General features: G+C 60.9%; 17 protein-coding genes. 6 read left to right on the top strand and 11 right to left on the bottom strand.

Going from position 1 to position 17,341, the window contains the following annotated elements; genetic code table 11:
* Window positions 1-39: 39 nt before the first annotated feature.
* The 4 genes from CRN80_RS18795 to CRN80_RS18780 all read left to right on the top strand — a co-directional run bounded on the left by CRN80_RS18795 (window position 40) and on the right by CRN80_RS18780 (window position 5,200).
* Window positions 40-1,812, top strand: a complete 1,773-nt coding sequence (locus tag CRN80_RS18795) for an N-acetylglutaminylglutamine amidotransferase (RefSeq protein ID WP_034126154.1) — start codon at window positions 40-42, stop codon at window positions 1,810-1,812.
* Window positions 1,813-1,815: 3 nt separating this feature from the next.
* On the top strand, window positions 1,816-3,561 hold the full coding sequence (ngg, locus tag CRN80_RS18790) for an N-acetylglutaminylglutamine synthetase (RefSeq protein WP_098950775.1): 1,746 nt from the start codon (window positions 1,816-1,818) through the stop codon (window positions 3,559-3,561).
* Window positions 3,562-3,715: 154 nt separating this feature from the next.
* Window positions 3,716-4,900, top strand: coding sequence for an osmoprotectant NAGGN system M42 family peptidase (locus tag CRN80_RS18785; RefSeq protein WP_032896028.1), 1,185 nt, complete (start codon window positions 3,716-3,718; stop codon window positions 4,898-4,900).
* Between the two features lie 72 nt (window positions 4,901-4,972).
* Entirely contained in the window at window positions 4,973-5,200 is a 228-nt protein-coding gene (locus CRN80_RS18780) for a YheU family protein (protein ID WP_003192759.1), read from the top strand.
* A 10-nt stretch (window positions 5,201-5,210) separates the two neighbouring features.
* On the opposite strand, the gene csrA is transcribed toward CRN80_RS18780, so the two are convergent.
* Entirely contained in the window at window positions 5,211-5,408 is a 198-nt protein-coding gene (csrA, locus tag CRN80_RS18775) for a carbon storage regulator CsrA (protein ID WP_032896026.1), read from the bottom strand.
* 127 nt (window positions 5,409-5,535) lie between these two features.
* Window positions 5,536-6,351 carry an SDR family oxidoreductase gene (locus tag CRN80_RS18770; RefSeq protein ID WP_098950774.1) on the bottom strand — a complete coding sequence of 272 codons (816 nt, stop codon included), beginning with the start codon at window positions 6,349-6,351 and terminating at the stop codon, window positions 5,536-5,538.
* A gap of 328 nt (window positions 6,352-6,679) precedes the next feature.
* Here CRN80_RS18770 and CRN80_RS18765 point away from each other — a divergent pair, with 328 nt between their 5' ends.
* Window positions 6,680-6,832 carry a DUF3309 family protein gene (locus tag CRN80_RS18765; RefSeq protein WP_003192767.1) on the top strand — a complete coding sequence of 51 codons (153 nt, stop codon included), beginning with the start codon at window positions 6,680-6,682 and terminating at the stop codon, window positions 6,830-6,832.
* A gap of 168 nt (window positions 6,833-7,000) precedes the next feature.
* Here CRN80_RS18765 and CRN80_RS18760 read toward each other — a convergent pair whose 3' ends face one another.
* The 5 genes from CRN80_RS18760 to CRN80_RS18740 form a co-directional block, all read right to left on the bottom strand.
* Window positions 7,001-9,088: an LTA synthase family protein gene (locus tag CRN80_RS18760; RefSeq protein WP_032896024.1), complete on the bottom strand. Its 2,088-nt coding sequence runs from the start codon at window positions 9,086-9,088 to the stop codon at window positions 7,001-7,003.
* A 408-nt stretch (window positions 9,089-9,496) separates the two neighbouring features.
* Window positions 9,497-9,688 (bottom strand): PLDc N-terminal domain-containing protein, encoded by a 192-nt coding sequence (locus CRN80_RS18755; RefSeq protein WP_003192770.1) that lies wholly within the window; start codon window positions 9,686-9,688, stop codon window positions 9,497-9,499.
* A 68-nt stretch (window positions 9,689-9,756) separates the two neighbouring features.
* On the bottom strand, window positions 9,757-10,287 hold the full coding sequence (locus tag CRN80_RS18750) for a hypothetical protein (RefSeq protein WP_003192772.1): 531 nt from the start codon (window positions 10,285-10,287) through the stop codon (window positions 9,757-9,759).
* Window positions 10,288-10,328: 41 nt separating this feature from the next.
* Window positions 10,329-10,844 carry an ankyrin repeat domain-containing protein gene (locus CRN80_RS18745; protein ID WP_032896022.1) on the bottom strand — a complete coding sequence of 172 codons (516 nt, stop codon included), beginning with the start codon at window positions 10,842-10,844 and terminating at the stop codon, window positions 10,329-10,331.
* A gap of 106 nt (window positions 10,845-10,950) precedes the next feature.
* Window positions 10,951-12,777, bottom strand: a complete 1,827-nt coding sequence (locus CRN80_RS18740; RefSeq protein ID WP_098950773.1) for a long-chain-acyl-CoA synthetase — start codon at window positions 12,775-12,777, stop codon at window positions 10,951-10,953.
* An 879-nt stretch (window positions 12,778-13,656) separates the two neighbouring features.
* Here CRN80_RS18740 and CRN80_RS18730 point away from each other — a divergent pair.
* Entirely contained in the window at window positions 13,657-13,935 is a 279-nt protein-coding gene (locus tag CRN80_RS18730) for a DUF3509 domain-containing protein (protein ID WP_003172952.1), read from the top strand.
* 59 nt (window positions 13,936-13,994) lie between these two features.
* On the opposite strand, the gene CRN80_RS18725 is transcribed toward CRN80_RS18730, so the two are convergent.
* The 4 genes from CRN80_RS18725 to aroC all read right to left on the bottom strand — a co-directional run bounded on the left by CRN80_RS18725 (window position 13,995) and on the right by aroC (window position 17,332).
* Window positions 13,995-14,264, bottom strand: a complete 270-nt coding sequence (locus CRN80_RS18725) for a response regulator transcription factor (RefSeq protein ID WP_003192780.1) — start codon at window positions 14,262-14,264, stop codon at window positions 13,995-13,997.
* Between the two features lie 210 nt (window positions 14,265-14,474).
* Window positions 14,475-15,005, bottom strand: coding sequence for an acireductone dioxygenase (locus tag CRN80_RS18720; protein WP_098950771.1), 531 nt, complete (start codon window positions 15,003-15,005; stop codon window positions 14,475-14,477).
* Window positions 15,002-16,165, bottom strand: a complete 1,164-nt coding sequence (locus CRN80_RS18715) for an MFS transporter (protein ID WP_098950770.1) — start codon at window positions 16,163-16,165, stop codon at window positions 15,002-15,004. Before CRN80_RS18715 ends, CRN80_RS18720 begins: the two co-directional genes overlap by 4 nt.
* A gap of 75 nt (window positions 16,166-16,240) precedes the next feature.
* Complete coding sequence (gene aroC, locus CRN80_RS18710) at window positions 16,241-17,332, bottom strand: chorismate synthase (protein WP_003192786.1); 1,092 nt, start codon at window positions 17,330-17,332, stop codon at window positions 16,241-16,243.
* Between the last annotated feature and the right edge of the window lie 9 nt (window positions 17,333-17,341).

Here is a 17,341-nt window from a genome sequence, read left to right as displayed (position 1 = left end):
TGTTGACCCCTCCCCAACGGAAAAACCGGTAAGGAATTTATGTGTGGATTAGCTGGCGAGTTACGCTTTGATCATCAACCTGCCGACCTGGCAGCCGTAGAACGCATCACCCATCACCTCGCCCCCCGAGGCCCCGACGCCTGGGGTTTTCATGCCCAAGGGCCGATTGCCTTGGGCCACCGCCGCCTGAAAATCATGGACCTGTCGGACGGCTCCGCCCAGCCGATGGTCGACGCCCATCTGGGGCTGTCCCTGGCGTTCAATGGCGCCATCTATAACTTCCCGGAGCTGCGCCAAGAGCTGGAAGCCCTGGGTTATGCGTTCTATTCCGGTGGCGACACCGAAGTATTGCTCAAGGGTTATCACGCCTGGGGCGAAGCGTTGCTGCCCAAGCTCAACGGCATGTTCGCCTTTGCCATTTGGGAGCGTGATGCCCAGCGCCTGTTCATCGCCCGCGACCGTCTGGGGGTCAAACCTCTGTACCTGTCGCGCACCGGCCAACGCCTGCGCTTTGCCTCGGCGTTGCCCGCGTTGCTCAAGGGTGGTGACATCAACCCGATCCTCGATCCGGTCGCCCTCAACCACTATCTGAATTTCCACGCCGTGGTGCCCGCACCGCGCACGCTGTTGGCCGGCATCGAAAAACTGCCGCCTGCCAGTTGGATGCGCATCGACGCCAGCGGCAAGACTGAACAGAAAACCTGGTGGACCCTGCCCTACGGCCCCCATGAGGACGAAAAACACCTGACCCTGGAAGACTGGACCGACCGCGTGCTCGACAGCACCCGCGAAGCCGTGGCCATTCGCCAACGTGCGGCGGTGGATGTGGGCGTGCTTCTCTCTGGCGGCGTCGACTCGAGCATGCTCGTCGGCCTGTTGCGCGAAGTGGGCGTGGAGGATTTGTCGACCTTCTCCATCGGTTTTGAAGACGCTGGCGGTGAGCGTGGCGATGAGTTCCAGTACTCAGACCTGATCGCCAAGCACTACGGCACCCATCACCACCAACTGCGCATTGCCGAAAGCGAGATCATCGAGCAACTGCCGGCAGCCTTCCGCGCCATGAGCGAGCCGATGGTCAGCCATGACTGCATCGCCTTCTACCTGCTGTCGCGGGAAGTGGCCAAGCATTGCAAAGTGGTGCAAAGCGGCCAGGGCGCCGATGAATTGTTCGCCGGTTACCACTGGTACCCGCAAGTGGATGGCGCCAGCGACCCGTATGCGGCCTATCGCGAGGCGTTTTTCGACCGCAGCTACGACGACTACGCGGCGACCGTCGCGCCCAAATGGCTGACCGCCAACGACGCTGCCGGCGACTTCGTGCGCGAGCATTTCGCGATGCCCGGCGCCGACGCGGCCGTGGACAAGGCCCTGCGCCTGGACAGCACGGTGATGCTGGTAGACGACCCGGTCAAACGCGTGGACAACATGACCATGGCCTGGGGCCTGGAGGCGCGCACACCGTTCCTCGACTACCGCCTGGTGGAACTCTCGGCCCGTGTGCCGGCCCAGTTCAAGCTGCCCGACGGTGGCAAACAGGTGCTCAAGGAAGCGGCGCGTCGGGTGATCCCCAGCGAAGTCATCGACCGCAAGAAAGGCTACTTCCCCGTGCCCGGCCTCAAGCATCTGCAGGGCGATACCTTGAACTGGGTGCGCGAGTTGCTGCTGGACCCGAGCCAGGACCGTGGGTTGTTCAACCCGGCCATGCTCGACCGCTTGCTCACCGACCCGCAAGGCCAACTGACCCCGCTGCGCGGCTCCAAGCTGTGGCAGCTGGCGGCGCTGAACCTGTGGCTGAGCGAACAAGGAATCTGATCCATGAAACCGAATGCCGCGGCTTACAGCCAACGCTTACTCAAAGGCCAGGCGCCGACCTACGAGCGCCTGCAAGCGCGCCTGGCCGAGGATGGCAGCGCACTGGCCGCCGACCCGATTGCCGTACATTGCGGCTGGGGCCGGTTGTTGATCGGCCACACCTTTCCCGACCCGGCAAGCCTGGCCCAGGAACTGCTCAACGAGCAGCCCGGCGAGCGCGATATCGCACTGTACGTAGCCGCGCCTCAGCAGATCCTAGGCATTGACCCGCAGCAACTGTTCCTCGACCCGTCCGACACCCTGCGCCTGTGGTTCACCGACTACCGCCCGGCCACCCGCGTGTTTCGCGGCTTTCGTATTCGCCGGGTGCAGAGCGAGGCCGACTGGCAAGCGGTCAACCACCTGTACCAGGGCCGAGGGATGCTGCCCGTCGACCCGGAGCGCCTCACCCCACGTCATCAAGGCGGCCCGGTGTATTGGCTGGCCGAAGATGAAGACAGCGGCGCGGTGATTGGCAGCGTGATGGGCCTCAACCATCACAAGGCCTTCCACGACCCGGAGAACGGTTGCAGCCTCTGGTGCCTGGCCGTCGACCCGCAATGCACGCGGCCTGGGGTCGGTGAAGTGTTGGTGCGCCACTTGGTGGAGCACTTCATGAGCCGAGGCTTGAGCTACCTGGACTTGTCGGTGCTGCACGACAACCGCCAGGCCAAGAGCCTTTACGCCAAGCTCGGTTTTCGGGCGTTGACCACCTTTGCGATCAAGCGCAAGAACGGTATCAATCAACCGCTGTTCCTGGGCCCGGGGCCCCAGGCGGAGTTCAACCCTTACGCGCGCATCATTGTCGAAGAAGCCCATCGGCGCGGCATTGATGTGCAGGTCGACGATGCCGATGCGGGCCTGTTCACCCTTAGCCACGGCGGGCGTCGCGTGCGTTGCCGTGAGTCCCTGAGCGACCTGACCAGCGCCATCAGCATGACCCTGTGCCAGGACAAGAGCCTGACCCACAAGGTACTCAAGGCGGCGGGCCTGCAGGTGCCGGTGCAACAGTTGGCGGGCAGTGCCGACGACAACCTGGAGTTTCTCGACGAACACCAGCGCATCGTGGTCAAGCCGCTGGATGGCGAGCAAGGCCATGGCGTCGCCGTGGATTTGCAGAGCATCGAGGAGGTGCAGCAGGCGATTGAAGCGGCGCGCCAGTTCGACAGCCGCGTGTTGCTGGAAAGCTTCCACGAAGGCCTGGACCTGCGCATCCTGGTGATCGGTTTTGAAGTGGTCGCGGCTGCGATTCGCCGCCCTGCCGAAGTGATCGGCGACGGTCAACATTCGATTCGCGCGTTGATCCAGGCACAAAGCCGTCGTCGCCAGGCGGCCACCGACGGCGAGAGCAAAATTCCGCTGGATGCAGAAACCGAGCGTACCCTCAAAGCTGCAGGTTACGACTACAACAGCATCCTGCCCCGTGGCGTGCAACTGGCCGTGCGACGCACCGCCAACCTGCACACCGGGGGTTGCCTGGAAGACGTCACGGCGATCCTGCACCCCACGCTGGTGGACGCCGCCGTACGTGCGGCCCGTGCCCTGGATATCCCTATGGTCGGCCTGGACCTGATGGTGCCTGCGGCCGACCAGCCGGAGTATGTGTTTATCGAAGCCAACGAACGGGCCGGCCTGGCCAACCATGAACCGCAACCTACGGCTGAGAAGTTTGTGGATTTGTTGTTTCCACACAGTCAGCCGGCTAGCTGACTACCGATCATTCCCACGCTCCGCGTGGGAATGCAGCCTGTGACGCTCTGCGTCACCACAGCGGACGCAGAGCGTCCCTGAGGCGTTCCCACGCAGAGCGTGGGAACGATCACAGAGCGTGGGAACGATCGCCCTCAACTCATCAGGAGTTTCCATGACCCGAACCATTCCCGAACCTGATCTGGCGTACCTGCAAAAAGTGCTGCTGGAAATGCTCGCCATTCCCAGCCCCACCGGCTTTACCGACACCATCGTGCGCTACGTCGCAGAACGCCTGGAAGAACTCGGCATTCCGTTTGAAATGACCCGGCGCGGCACCATTCGCGCCACCCTCAAGGGCCAGAAAAACAGCCCTGACCGCGCCGTCTCCGCGCACCTGGACACCATCGGCGCCGCCGTGCGTGCGATCAAGGACAACGGGCGTCTGACCCTGGCACCGGTGGGCTGCTGGTCGAGCCGCTTTGCCGAAGGCAGCCGCGTCAGCCTGTTCACCGACAACGGTGTGATTCGCGGCAGCGTATTGCCGCTGATGGCCTCCGGGCACGCATTCAACACCGCCGTGGATGAAATGCCGGTGAGCTGGGACCATGTGGAACTGCGCCTGGACGCCTACTGCGCCACACGTGCTGACTGCGACTCCCTGGGAATCAGCGTCGGCGACTATGTGGCCTTCGACCCACTGCCCGAGTTCACCGAAAGCGGGCATATCAGCGCCCGCCACTTGGACGACAAGGCCGGCGTCGCCGCCCTGCTCGCTGCGCTCAAGGCCATCGTCGACAGTGGCCAGCCCCTGCTGATCGACTGCCACCCGCTGTTCACCATCACCGAAGAAACCGGCAGTGGCGCAGCGGCCGCCCTGCCCTGGGATGTGAGTGAGTTTGTCGGCATCGATATCGCCCCGGTCGCCCCCGGCCAGCAGTCCAGCGAACATGCAGTGAGCGTGGCCATGCAGGATTCCGGCGGCCCTTATGACTATCACCTGTCCCGCCACTTGCTGCGCCTGGCGTCGGACAACGACCTGCCGGTGCGCCGCGATCTGTTCCGCTATTACTTCAGCGATGCGCACTCGGCGGTCACCGCCGGCCATGATATTCGCACCGCGCTGCTGGCCTTCGGTTGTGACGCCACCCATGGCTACGAGCGTACCCATATCGACAGCCTGGCCGCCCTGAGCCGCTTGTTGGGCGCCTACATCCTCAGCCCGCCGGTGTTTGCCAGCGATGCGCAACCGGCCCAGGGTTCACTGGACCGGTTCAGTCATCAGATCGAGCATGAAACGCAAATGGAGAGCGACACCCGTGTGCCGTCGGTGGACAGCCTGGTCGGCCAGAAGTCCTGACGCGGTGAGTTGATACTGGCAACAAAGGTCCCGGCGCAGTAGCATCGCCGGGACCTGACACCTGAGGCTTGTATGCTGATTCCCTACGATGCACTTGAAGTCGACACCCTCACCCGCCTCATCGAAGACTTCGTCACCCGCGACGGCACCGACAATGGCGACGACACGCCCCTGGAGACCCGCGTGCTGCGCGTGCGCCAGGCGCTGACCAAAGGCCAGGCGCTGATCGTCTTCGACCCCGAGAGCGAGCAATGCCAGTTGATGCTCAAGCACGATGTGCCCAAGCACCTGTTCGACTGAACAGCGGCGCCTAAGGGTTGGGCACCGGCACGGGAGCCGGGCCCTGGCGCTTGAGAATCTTGCGGTACACCTCGGCGCGGTGCACGTTGACGCCCACGGGCGCCTCGATGCCGAATTTCACATGAGTACCGTTCACTTCCAGGATATGCACGGTGATGTCATCGCCAATGGCGATTGCTTCGCCTGTGGCACGGCTTAAGACCAGCATGGCGGTTGTCCTTTTCCAGTAACAGGACCTCGACCATGCCCCCTTGGCGCTGGGCCGGCAATGGCTTGCGGGAAAATCAGGCACTGCCTACGCAGGTAGGTAATTTGTCTGACAGACCCCAGCCGAATCAGCCCTTCACAGCCTGCGCCTTGGCGCGCATCTTGTCGGCCATCAGTGTCATTTCGTCATACAGCAGTTGCGGATTTTTCTGCTTTAACGCCCAAGCCATGCGGCCTTGCTCATGGGGCAGGATCATGAATTCGCCTGCGGCCACGCGCTGGTAAATGTGGTCGGCGATATCCGCCGCCGAGATGGGCGAACTCTCAAGCAGTTTGCCCACCTGGGCCTTCATGGCTGGGGTTGGCCCACGGAAGGAGTCGAGCAGGTTGGTCTGGAAAAACGATGGGCACACCACATGCACACCCACTTCCTGTTGCTTGAGCTCCACCAGCAGGCTCTCGGACAATGCCACCACCCCCGCCTTGGCCACGTTGTAGTTGCTCATGGCCGGGCCTTGCATCAGCGCGGCCATTGACGCGATGTTGATGATGCGCCCCTTGCTCTTTTCCAGCAGCGGCAGGAACGCCTTGCAGCCTTTGACGACGCCCATCAGGTTGATTGCGATCTGCCAATCCCAATCCTCCAGGGACAATTCAGCGAAGAACCCACCCGAGGCCACGCCGGCGTTGTTGACGATCACATCGATGCCGCAGAGCTTTACTTCACAGGCCTGGGCAAAGGCTGTGAGCTGGCTGTAGTCACGCACGTCACAACGCTGGGTAAAACCATCACCGCCCACCTCGCGAACCTGCTTGAGGGTTTCCTGCAAACCGGGCTCGCTGACATCGGACAACGCCAACTGCCAGCCTTCACGGGCCCAGCGCAGAGCGATTTCGCGACCCAGGCCAGACCCGGCGCCAGTGATCATCATGCGGTTTTGCATAGGAGGTAGCCTTGTGGTTCACGAAGAAGTGACCGGCAGTGTAGCGAAGGTTTTTGCTCCACCCACGCACCATCAGGGTGATGAATGCCCCAGGCAAACCGCGGGCTCGGTCGCAGCTGCGCACATAGACTAAGTTCAATTTTTTTCAACTGATTAGTTCAAGTTGCGTACGCGTTAAAAGAAATAAGCAACGCATCAAAATGTTTTATAAAAACAATGAATTTTCTACGAAGCGGCAGAGTCGGAAGGGGTAAGGCGTCCCACTGTACATGGACGAACCAACGGTTAAACAGCCGGTTTTTGCAAAGAACCTATAAGGAATAAAACCATGAGCCTCATTCTGATTATTATCCTGATCCTCCTGCTGGTCGGTGGCCTGCCGGTGTTCCCGCACTCGCGTAACTGGGGTTATGGACCGTCGGGTATCCTGGGTGTGGTACTGGTTGTTCTGCTGGTGCTGTTGTTGCTCGGCAAGATATAAACGCCGCGGTTTTGTAGGAGCGAGCTTGCTCGCGAAAAACTTGCAAGCGCCGCGTTTACTCAGTACGCGCGCGTTAGCGTTGAGGTTCTTCGCGAGCAAGCTCGCTCCTACAATTGAGAAGCAAAAAAAAGAGGCCTTCTAGAAGGCCTCTTTTTTATTGCCGGTCAGTTAGTCCGGCTTACCGTCCACCACACCTGCGGTGTTATCCAGCAGGCTCTTGGTCGCGGTTTGCAGGAACGACTCAAGTTTCTGCTTGAGTGCGGCTTCGTCCGGCGACTCAGGAATCACCTTGCCAGTCGGCTCGGCGCCCAGTGTGTATTCCCACAACTTGGGTGGCATTTCCTTGGGCAATACCAGTACGCGGTCACCGGTGAGCAAGGCCACGGTCTGGTCGCTGCCCGATGGCTTGATCACGCCGAAACCTTTATCACCTTCCGGCAGGTTCAGCAGGTCACGGCCCCAGCACTGGTGCAAGGTGTCGCCGCCCAGGCGGCCCATGATGGTGGGCACGATGTCGATCTGGGTGCCCACAGTATGGTCACGCTCACCGAACTTCTCGCGCATGCCCGGTGCGATCATCAGCATCGGCACGTTGAAGCGGCCCAGGTCCATCTCGGTGATCTGCTGCTCGTTGCCGAAGCCGTGGTCACCGACAATCACGAACAGGGTTTCCTTGAAGTACGGCTCCTTGCGGGCCTTTTCAAAGAACTGGCCCAGGGCCCAGTCGGAGTAGCGCATGGCCGTCAAGTGCTCGTTGAGGCTGCCACGGTCGGTGACTTTCTCAACCGGCAATGGGGTCGGCAACGCGTACGGCGTGTGGTTGGACAGGGTTTGCAGCAGTGCGTAGAACGGCTTGCCGCCTTCGCGTGCCTTCAGTTCTTCCAGGCCACGGTTGAACATGTCCTGGTCGGACACGCCCCACGTCGGGTCGGAGAACACCGGGTTGACGAAGTCATTACGGCCGATGAAGTTGGTCATGCCCTGGTTGCTGAAGAAGCCCGACTGGTTGTCCCAGGCGAAATCGCCGTTGTAGACATACACGTCGTCGAAATCACGCGCACTGAGCAACTGCGGCAGGCCCGACAGCTTGTGGCTGCCTTCCGGGGTCTGCATCAGGTATTCGAAACCCGGCAGGTTCGGGAAGCAGGCCATGGTGGCGAACATACCCTGGTGGGTGTGAGTGCCGTTGGAGAAGAAGCGGTCGAACAGCAGGCCCTCTTGGGTCAGCTTGTCGAAGTACGGGGTGATATTGCCCGGACGTCCCAATGCGCCCACCGAGTGACCGGCGAAGCTTTCCATCAGGATGACCACGACGTTCTTGATCGGCAGGGTTTTCTCGGCCGGTGGCGTGAAGTCACGGCGCACGGCAGCGGTGTCGGTGTCTACCAGCTTCTCTTGCGGCAGCACCAGCATGTCGCGCACGGTCTGGGTGGCCAGCGGTTGTTCCAGAGTGGCCTTCCAGATATTGGCGCGGTCTTCACCAAAGCGCGCCTTGGCCGCCGCGATCAGCGACAAGGTGCCATTGAGGCCCAACTGGTTGGCGAAGTTCGAATCGGTGGTGTAGACGTCACCCCAACGCAGCGGTGGCCCCTGGCGCAAGGTGCCACGGATGGCGACCACGGCAACCAGCAGGCAGACCATGAACACTGCGATGCGGCTGTACCATGGCGCGACCTGGCGCGTGCTGATAGTGCCGCCGCTGAAGGGGCCACGGGGGCGCGTTGCGCGGTCAGCGCCCTTGAAGGCCATGCTCAGGATCAGCGTGCCCACGGCCCAGGCCAGCAGGTAGCGCACCACCGGGAAACCGTACCAGAGCATGCTCATCACGGTTTTCGGGTCTTCCTTCACATACTGGAAGACCAGGCCGTTGAGGCGCTGGTGGAACTCGCGGTAGAAGTCCATCTCCATCAGGCCCAGGAACAAGGCGATGCTGGACGCGACGGTCAGCCACAAACGGAAGAACCCACGCGCCGCCATGGCCCGCACGCTGAACAGCGCCAGCAGCAGCGGAATCAGCAGGTACATTACCAGGCGAATGTCCAGGCGCAGGCCGTTGGCGAACGCTTCAAGGAACGTCGAGGCCGGCGTGTCCAGGATCATCTCGCGGTTGTAGACCAGCAACGCCAGGCGCAGCAGGGAAAACATCACCATCATGACCAGTGCGCAGAGCAGCGTGTACGCCAGATGGGATTTGACGGTCGGTTGCAGCAGGCGATTTGAAGCTCGCTGCTGATTCAGGGCGTCCGGGTTTGCCATGTCGTTTTAGGACCCATTGGAAGTTTAAGTTGCGAAATAATGCAGTGGCGTCCGTCCCTCGCCCAGGCTGGCTGGGGTAGGCGGTTAACGCGGTGGCACAAATGGTGCCCGATCAAGGCCGGCAAGGCTATTAATTACTGAACGTAAGGCACGGCCATGCCTTTAAGGGCACTGGAGATAGAGCCCTGGCAGCCGGTTAAAGCCGGCGAATTGTCTTGGATGGGATGTGAAAATTTCGTGCGGCGAATAGTTTCGACACACAAATCTACTTAATGCCGTGAAACCCGTGTGGGAGCTGGCTTGCCTGCGATAGCGGTGGGTCAGCTTGCATTGTCTTGGTTGACACACCGCAATCGCAGGCAAGCCAGCTCCCACATTGACGGTGCCCACCGCAAATCGAGCAGGTCGTCAGATCCGCACGTTACCGCGCGGCCCGGCGATAGCCCAGATGATCAGGCCCAGCACTGGCAACAGCAGGATCAACAGAATCCACAGCACTTTGGCACCGGTGCTGGCGCCGCTTTTGAACACGTTGATGATCGCCCAGATGTCCAGCGCGAGGATGATCAGGCCAATCAGGCTATTAAACGTGGAACCCATGGTGTCGCTCCTAAAGTGAGGGCATGCCCTTGTAGGATAGTCAGCCTTGGCGGGGGTTCCGTTTTATTTCAGACGTGTACGGCAATCTTCAAGGCTTCAAGCGAGGGCTCGGCCTTGATGCCGACTTCGGCACACAGTTCCAGCACTCGTGGCAGGTCGTTGCCGAACACCAGCACCGCCTGGATCTCGTCGTCCAGCAACTGGCTGAAGTTCACCAGCACATAACCGCCGTCTTCCGGGCTCAGGGCGCTCATCTGGATCTGGATGCGGTTGAGCGCGGTCAGGTCTTCGGTCTTGGCCAGTTGCTTGGGCTTGAGGTTGAACGCCACACCCGGACCGAACGACGCGACGATCTGGGCAAACAGGTCGCCATAGGTATCAGCCTGGAACAACACCGTGTCCGGCAAGCTACCCACCACCACCCACTCCCCTAACGGGATCGGGAAACTGTCGTCGTAGTTGATATCCGGGTTGGCCGCCAGGAACGCTGCCGGGTCCGCATAGGCCTGGGCCGCTTCGTCGGCGATACGCGCTACTTCGTCCTCACCCATGACGCCGGCGCTGATTTTGCTGATGAGTTCGACGAGGGCGGTTTTCATGGGGCGATCCTGTAACGGGCAAGTTTTGAAGGGCGCGTAGCCTACACCAGTTTCTGCAACTTCGCCGCCGTATCCACCGCACCCATGGTCTGCGCCGCAGCCAGCGCCGTCGCGCCCTGTGCATCAGTGGCCTTGGGGTTTGCGCCTTTACCGAGCAGGTAATCAACCATCTCAACGCGGTTGAACATCGCCGCCATCATCAACGCCGTACGCCCATCCGAGGAGGCCGCCTCAACCGGTGTGCCGCCTTCGATCAACGCCTGGACCACCGGCAGGTTGCCTTTGAACGCCGCACCGGCAATCGGCAATTGGTTCTTGTCGTTGGCGATCAGGGGATCGGCCTTGAACTCCAGCAGCACTTTGACCGCCTCGGCATGGCCGTGGTAAGCCGCGAGCATCAACAAGGTGTCACCATTGTGATTACGAAAGTTGGCCGGCAGGCCTTTGGCCAACAGTGCGGCAAGCATGGCGGCGTCGCCGCGACGGGCCACGTCAAAGACTTGCTCGGCAAATTCGGCGGCTTCGTCTTCGGTCATTTGTTTAGGCTGTTGTGACATGGGGGCTCCTTGCTGAGGCGACTGATATAACTGTTTAAGGCGCCCAGTGTCGCGAGGGAGTTCCCCGGTGTCATGGCTTTTTTGTCAAAAGCCGCCATAGCCAGAATCAATAACGGAAGTGGCCGCCCTGGATCTGCGCCAGCAATTGCCCGGTCACCGGCACATAGCTGTCCGAACCCGGCAACCAGGCATAAACCGGATCATTGCCGGCCTTGTCCGGGTCGAACCCTTGCTGCTTGAGCGTCACTTTCTGGTACTTGAACGTGCCGGTGGTTTCCATCTTCACCTTGATCCGCAAAAACAACGGCACCGCATAAGGGGGCAACTGGCCGTGGGCGAATTGCAGCAGTTCGCGCATGTCCAGGCTGGCCAGGGATTCGCTGGGGGTGATGGCGACCATGCCGGCGCGGCCGTTGGTGTTGTCGATCTCGACGCCATAGGCCACCACTTCAGCAATCTGCGGGTGTTGCAGCAAAACGTTTTCCACCTCGGTGGTCGAGACGTTTTCGCCCTTCCAGCGATAGGTATCCCCCAGGCGATCGACAAATTGCGCATGGCCGAAACCGATACTGCGCACCAGGTCGCCGATGTTGAAATAGCGGTCGCCTTTTTCGAACACGTCCGTTAGTACCACCTTGCGGTTCTTTTCCGGGTCGGTGTAACCGTCGAAGGGCGACTTTTCATCAATGCGCGCCAGTAACAGGCCCTGCCCGCCGGTGGGCACCTTGACCATCAACCCATTGCTGCCGCGCAGGGGTTCGCCAGTGTCATGGGCGTAATCCACCAGCGCCCAATGCTGCAGGCAAAAGCCGATGGTGTTGTCAAAGTTCAGCACGTTGGTAAAGCCAATATTGCCGTCGCTGGCGGCATACAGCTCGCAGATATGCGCCACACCATAGCGCTGCTTGAACTGCGCCCACACACCGGGGCGCAAGCCGTTGCCGACCATCTTGGTCACGTGGTTATCGCGATCCTGCGCACTGGCAGGCTGGTCGAGCAGATAGCGGCAAAGCTCACCGACATAACCCAGGGTGGTCGCCTTGAACTTGCGCGCGTCATCCCAGAACTGGCTGGCGCTGAATTTGCGTCGAATGGCAAAGCCCGATGCGCCGATAATCGCCGCCCCCCAGCACACGCACAGGCCGGTGGCGTGGTACAGCGGCAAGGTGCAATAGAGGACGTCCTGCGGGCCCATGTCCAGGGCGATACTGCCGAAGCTCACGGCGGTTTTGGTCCAGCGCCCGTGCTTCATGATGCCGGCCTTGGGCAAGCCGGTGGTGCCGGAGGTGTAGATATAGAAGCAGGGGTCATTGAAGAACACCTGCGCGGAACTCACCGGGTTGTCCCCCGGGCTTTCAGCACTGGCGGCCATCAGGTCGATATAGCCATCGGGCACTGCACTGCCGGGCTGATCGGCCACGAACCAGGTGCGCTCGGCCGGGATCTGCACTTGTTCGCGCACCGCCGCGTAAGGGCTCAGCAATTCGGCACCGACCACGATGGCAACCGGGTTGACCAGGGTCAGGCTGTGTACCAGCGCCCCTTGAGTTTGCGCCGTGTTGAGCATGGCGCAGATGCCGCCCAGCTTGGCCACGGCCAGTACGTTGAGCAGCAACTCGGGGCGATTCTCGATAAACAGCGCCACCACGTCACCCTTGCCGATGCCTTGGGCTTGCAGGTGGTGGGCAAGACGGTTGGCGCGCTGATTGGCGTCGCGGTAGCTGATCACGCTGTCTGCATACAGCAGGGCAGCACCGTCAGGGTTGCGCAAGGTGGCTTGTTCGAAATGCCAGCCCAGGCCGCAGGGTTGCCTGGGGTCGGTGACGTTGGCCGCGCGCATGCCGCGCACCACGCGTGGGAGGGCTCGAACGATGGCAGGCACCTTACGCAGCATCATGCTCCAGGTGATCATGTCGTTTTGCTGGTGAGTCATGGCGGGACGTCCCTTTTCTTATTCTTGGTCGGGTCCAGGTACATCGACTGGTGTAGCGGAAAGTACGTCAGCGGTTCTTTGGCTGTACATGCGGGATTTGAAAAGTTTTGTATCCCGTGGCGGCCGGCCGATGCTTATCTCCCTGCCGTCCCGCGCTCCAACTGTGGGAGCTGGCTTGCCTGCGATGACGACCTACCAGCCGACACTTCTCTACCTGACATCCCACGATTCAATTGTGGGAGCGGGCTTGCTCGCGAAGGCGGCCTGACAGGCGACACAGTTGGATTGTGTAGGTATCCATTGCTGCGGTAACGGCCACTTAGGGTTCCGCCCTGACGGCGGCTCACTTTTGAACAGCGCAAAAGTAAGCAAAACGCTCTTGCCCCACCACTCGGCACCTCGCTTGGGCTCGGTGTGCCCGTAATCCGCCAGTGATTTGGGGGGCCGCCGCCACGCGCCATCCATGGCGCGGGGCGGCTAAACCGGCATCCCTGCCGGTTTACCCCCCAAATCCCTGTCGAATTCCGGCCAGCGTGGTTTAACGGGGCGCTTAAGATCAAAAGCAGATCAAGATCAAGAGCGGCTCGCTTCGCATCGTGGTTAGCGCGGGGGATACCACCAATATCGTGTAGATGGATTTTTCCGAGCAAAAGGCGGTCAGTATGATTACAGCCCTCCCGCTCCTTGCGGAAAATCGCCGGGCAGATAGCGCAAAATGCAGGATGCACGATGGCCCTTCATGCAAATTGCACGAAAATGAAAATCCTATAAATTTATAAGCTGCTGATTTATAAGGATTTTTTAGAAAATCCAATACTGGCACAATCACTGCACCTATCACTCCATGCTTGCCAACTTGAGCCAATGGAGCTGATAGACATGAGCCTGATCCAAGATAAATTCGCTTCGGTATTCTCCAACTACGACGTCACCACCCAGCCACGTCCGGACGGCGGCATCCTGTTGACCCTGCGCAACAGCGAAGGTAAGCAGGTCAAGCGCTCGATCTCTTATCAGCAGCTGCACACTGCCGACCAACTGACTTGGGTGATCAGCGCCATTCGCCGTGACTTGGCTGAACAGGCCAGCGAACTGCCGCAGATTTCGATGCTGCAAAGCCAGAACCGCTTTGCGCTGCCGACTTATCACTCGGCCTAAGCTACACATCTGAAGAAGGGCCGCGACGCTACTCAGCGTCGCGGCCCTTTTTCATGTCGTTAACATAAGCCCTGGCGAGCGGCCTCATTCTTTGCCTGTACACGGTTGGTGACATCCAACTTGCCGTAGATGTTGCGCAGATGAAATTTCACCGTGGCTTCAGAGGTGGCGCGAATCTGGCTGATTTCCCAGACCGTCTTGCCCTCGGAGGCCCATCGCAGGATTTCCAGCTCCGTGGCAGTCAGGGGCTTGCCGCACAAGCTCAGGCGTTTTCTGATAGCCGTCGGCACAATAACCAACGGGCGATACGTCTCCTCGGGGCCACTCATTGTTCTCTCCTTTATGTCTGCTGATGCGCTGCCACCTTTCGGATTCCTCCTATTGACAGATGGCATAAACATTGACGTTAAGCAGAGAGTTACATAATCAGTGGAATCAAAGCGCACAGCACAGAACAAACAGCTTTGCCCTACAAATAATTAAGTTTCTTCCCACAGCAACTTCCAACTTGCCAGGGTTGAACATTCAGTTATCTGTGCTTAGTCATCGAGTCCTGGAAAGCGTGTGGCAATCTCATTGCCCGTCAATGAGGGCACGCTGCCCTGGGCTGTGTTGAACAAGCGCAGTGTCACACAGTGCGGGTTCTCGCCCATGTCGAACCAGTGCGGTACACCGGCCGGGATGATCAGCAGGTCATTCTTCTCACAGCGCAGGCTGTACACATAGTCGCCTATGTGCAGCGTAAACAGCCCCTGGCCTGCGATAAAGAAACGCACCTCGTCTTCACTGTAGGTACGTTCATCCAGGAACTGCGCACGTAACTCGTCCTTCTGTGGATGGTCTTGGGTCACGCGCACCACTTCCACAGCGGCGTAGCCGAGGGCTTTGATCTGAGCCTGGTAGGCGGCAATCATTTGAGCATCCGTGGCGCCCTTTTCTAGTGGGCTGGGCTGCCAGCGTTCGAACCGCACACCGTGTTCGGCCAGGGTCGACTGGATGTCGTCGGCATGGGTCAACACTTTGTTTGGGGTGTCCGGGGTGGCGATGGAGTAGACGGCTACATAGCTCATTGCACGGTTCCTTGGTTCGGCTCTTGCAATCGAAGGCCAATGATAATGGCGGCGGCCAGGGCCGCGAGGCAGGCGATACTGAACGTGAGGGTTGGCCCCAGCAGGTTCCAGCTGTAGCCGGAATACAGGGCGCCGAGCGCGCCGCCGGTGCCGGCCAGCGCGGCATAAAGGGCCTGGCCCTGGCCTTGCTGGCGGTCGCCGAAGCTGCGTTGCACAAAGGCAATCGCCGCCGCATGGAAGCTGCCAAACGTGGCGGCGTGCATCAGTTGCGCCACCAGCAGCAGCCAGAAAACCTCGGCAAATGAACCCAGCAGCCACCAGCGCAGCGCGGCCAGCAGGAAACTGGCGAGCAGCACCCGGCGCACCGAAAAGCGCGTAAGAATACGGCTCATGGCCAGGAACATCAGCACTTCCGCCACCACCCCCAGCGCCCACAGCAGGCCGATCACGCCACGGCTGTAGCCCAAGTGCTCCAGGTGCAGGGTGAGGAAGGTGTAATACGGGCCATGGCTCATTTGCATCAGCGCCACGCAGGCATAAAACGCCAGCACGCCGGGGCTGCGTAATTGCTTGAGGAAACCCTCACCGGCCAGGCGGTTGCCGTGGCTGGCCGGCTGCGCGTTCGGTACCCAAAGGCTGGCGCCGATGATACCGGCCATGATCACCACGACCACCACCGGGTAAATATCCAGGCTCAGCCAATCGAACAGGCGCCCCATGACCACCACGGTGAGGATAAAACCAATGGAGCCCCACAGACGGATCTGGCTGTAGCGCGAGGTTTGCTTGTGCAGGTGGGCCAGGGTGATGACTTCAAACTGCGGCAGCACCGCATGCCAGAAGAACGCGTGCAGGGCCATCACCAGCGCCAGCCAGGCGTAGGTCTTGCTGACAAAAATCAGGCAGAAGCTGACCAGGGTGCACACCGCGCCGAATCGCACAATGGCCAGGCGCCGGCCGGTGTAGTCGCCGATCCAGCCCCACAGGTTGGGGGCCACGCAGCGCATCAGCATGGGGATGGCTACCAACTCGCCGATGCGTGCGCTGGAAAAGCCCAGGTGATCGAAGTACAGCGCCAGGAACGGCGCGGTCGCCCCCAGCAGGGCGAAGTAGAAGAGGTAAAAGCTGGAGAGGCGCCAGTATGGCAGTGGTTGGGGCATGCTATTGGGGCTGCTTCGCAGCCCAGCGCGAGCAAGCTCGCTCGCCACAACAAGCGCGCTCATTGTCGCAGGCGATCATAGCTGGCCCAGTATCGGGGTACTCACGCGCACATCGGCATTTTGCCCGCGGTTACGCAGCAGGTGGTCCATCAGCACGATGGCCATCATGGCTTCGGCAATCGGTGTGGCGCGGATGCCGACGCAGGGATCGTGGCGGCCCTTGGTGATCACGTCCACCGGGTTGCCGTGTACATCGATCGAACGGCCTGGCGTGGTGATGCTCGACGTCGCCTTGAGCGCCAGGTGCGCCACGATCGGCTGGCCGGAAGAAATACCGCCGAGGATGCCGCCCGCGTTGTTGCTGAGGAAACCTTCAGGAGTCATCTCATCGCGATGCTCGGTACCGCGCTGGGAGACGCAGGCGAACCCGGCGCCGATTTCCACGCCCTTCACCGCGTTGATGCTCATCAGCGCATGGGCCAGTTCGGCGTCGAGGCGGTCGAAGATCGGCTCACCCAGGCCCGGCTTCACGCCTTCGGCCACGACGGTGATCTTCGCGCCGACCGAGTCCTGGTCGCGGCGCAACTGGTCCATGTAGGCTTCCAGTTCCGGCACCTTGTCCGGGTCGGGGCAGAAGAAGGCGTTGTCTTCGACGCTGTCCCAGGTCTTGAACGGGATTTCAATCGGGCCCAGCTGGCTCATGTAGCCACGGATGACGATGCCCTGGGTGGCCAGGTATTTCTTGGCGATGGCGCCGGCGGCCACGCGCATGGCGGTTTCCCGCGCCGAACTGCGGCCACCGCCACGGTAGTCGCGTTCGCCGTATTTGTGGTGGTAGGTGTAGTCGGCATGGGCCGGGCGGAACAGGTCCTTGATCGCCGAGTAGTCCTTGGACTTCTGGTCGGTGTTGCGGATCAACAGGCCAATGGCGCAGCCCGTGGTGCGGCCTTCGAACACGCCCGAGAGGATTTCGACTTCATCCGGTTCCTGGCGCTGGGTGGTGTGGCGGCTGGTGCCGGGCTTGCGGCGGTCGAGGTCACGCTGCAGGTCGTCCAGGCTCAGCTCAAGGCCTGGCGGGCAGCCGTCGACAATGGCGACCAACGCCGGGCCATGGCTTTCGCCCGCGGTGGTGACAGTGAACAGCTTGCCGAAGGTATTGCCGGACATGCAGGGCGC

It is taken from the genome of Pseudomonas sp. FDAARGOS_380 (assembly GCF_002591235.1).
Classification (GTDB): domain Bacteria; phylum Pseudomonadota; class Gammaproteobacteria; order Pseudomonadales; family Pseudomonadaceae; genus Aquipseudomonas; species Aquipseudomonas salmasensis.
Note: the sequence above shows the minus strand (reverse complement) of the source record. Positions and strands in the feature narration are given on the sequence as shown.

Bases quoted from the DNA above. Each gene is read 5' to 3' on its own strand.
- CRN80_RS18740 (WP_098950773.1), bottom strand. From the start codon at position 12,777: ATGACTCACCAGCAAAACGACATGATCACCTGGAGCATGATGCTGCGT.
- CRN80_RS18785 (WP_032896028.1), top strand. From the start codon at position 3,716: ATGACCCGAACCATTCCCGAACCTGATCTGGCGTACCTGCAAAAAGTG.
- CRN80_RS18760 (WP_032896024.1), bottom strand. From the start codon at position 9,088: ATGGCAAACCCGGACGCCCTGAATCAGCAGCGAGCTTCAAATCGCCTG.
- CRN80_RS18750 (WP_003192772.1), bottom strand. From the start codon at position 10,287: ATGAAAACCGCCCTCGTCGAACTCATCAGCAAAATCAGCGCCGGCGTC.
- ngg (WP_098950775.1), top strand. From the start codon at position 1,816: ATGAAACCGAATGCCGCGGCTTACAGCCAACGCTTACTCAAAGGCCAG.
- csrA (WP_032896026.1), bottom strand. From the start codon at position 5,408: ATGCTGGTCTTAAGCCGTGCCACAGGCGAAGCAATCGCCATTGGCGAT.
- CRN80_RS18755 (WP_003192770.1), bottom strand. From the start codon at position 9,688: ATGGGTTCCACGTTTAATAGCCTGATTGGCCTGATCATCCTCGCGCTG.
- CRN80_RS18725 (WP_003192780.1), bottom strand. From the start codon at position 14,264: ATGAGTGGCCCCGAGGAGACGTATCGCCCGTTGGTTATTGTGCCGACG.
- CRN80_RS18780 (WP_003192759.1), top strand. From the start codon at position 4,973: ATGCTGATTCCCTACGATGCACTTGAAGTCGACACCCTCACCCGCCTC.
- CRN80_RS18795 (WP_034126154.1), top strand. From the start codon at position 40: ATGTGTGGATTAGCTGGCGAGTTACGCTTTGATCATCAACCTGCCGAC.
- CRN80_RS18745 (WP_032896022.1), bottom strand. From the start codon at position 10,844: ATGTCACAACAGCCTAAACAAATGACCGAAGACGAAGCCGCCGAATTT.
- CRN80_RS18715 (WP_098950770.1), bottom strand. From the start codon at position 16,165: ATGCCCCAACCACTGCCATACTGGCGCCTCTCCAGCTTTTACCTCTTC.
- CRN80_RS18730 (WP_003172952.1), top strand. From the start codon at position 13,657: ATGAGCCTGATCCAAGATAAATTCGCTTCGGTATTCTCCAACTACGAC.
- CRN80_RS18765 (WP_003192767.1), top strand. From the start codon at position 6,680: ATGAGCCTCATTCTGATTATTATCCTGATCCTCCTGCTGGTCGGTGGC.
- aroC (WP_003192786.1), bottom strand. From the start codon at position 17,332: ATGTCCGGCAATACCTTCGGCAAGCTGTTCACTGTCACCACCGCGGGC.
- CRN80_RS18720 (WP_098950771.1), bottom strand. From the start codon at position 15,005: ATGAGCTATGTAGCCGTCTACTCCATCGCCACCCCGGACACCCCAAAC.
- CRN80_RS18770 (WP_098950774.1), bottom strand. From the start codon at position 6,351: ATGCAAAACCGCATGATGATCACTGGCGCCGGGTCTGGCCTGGGTCGC.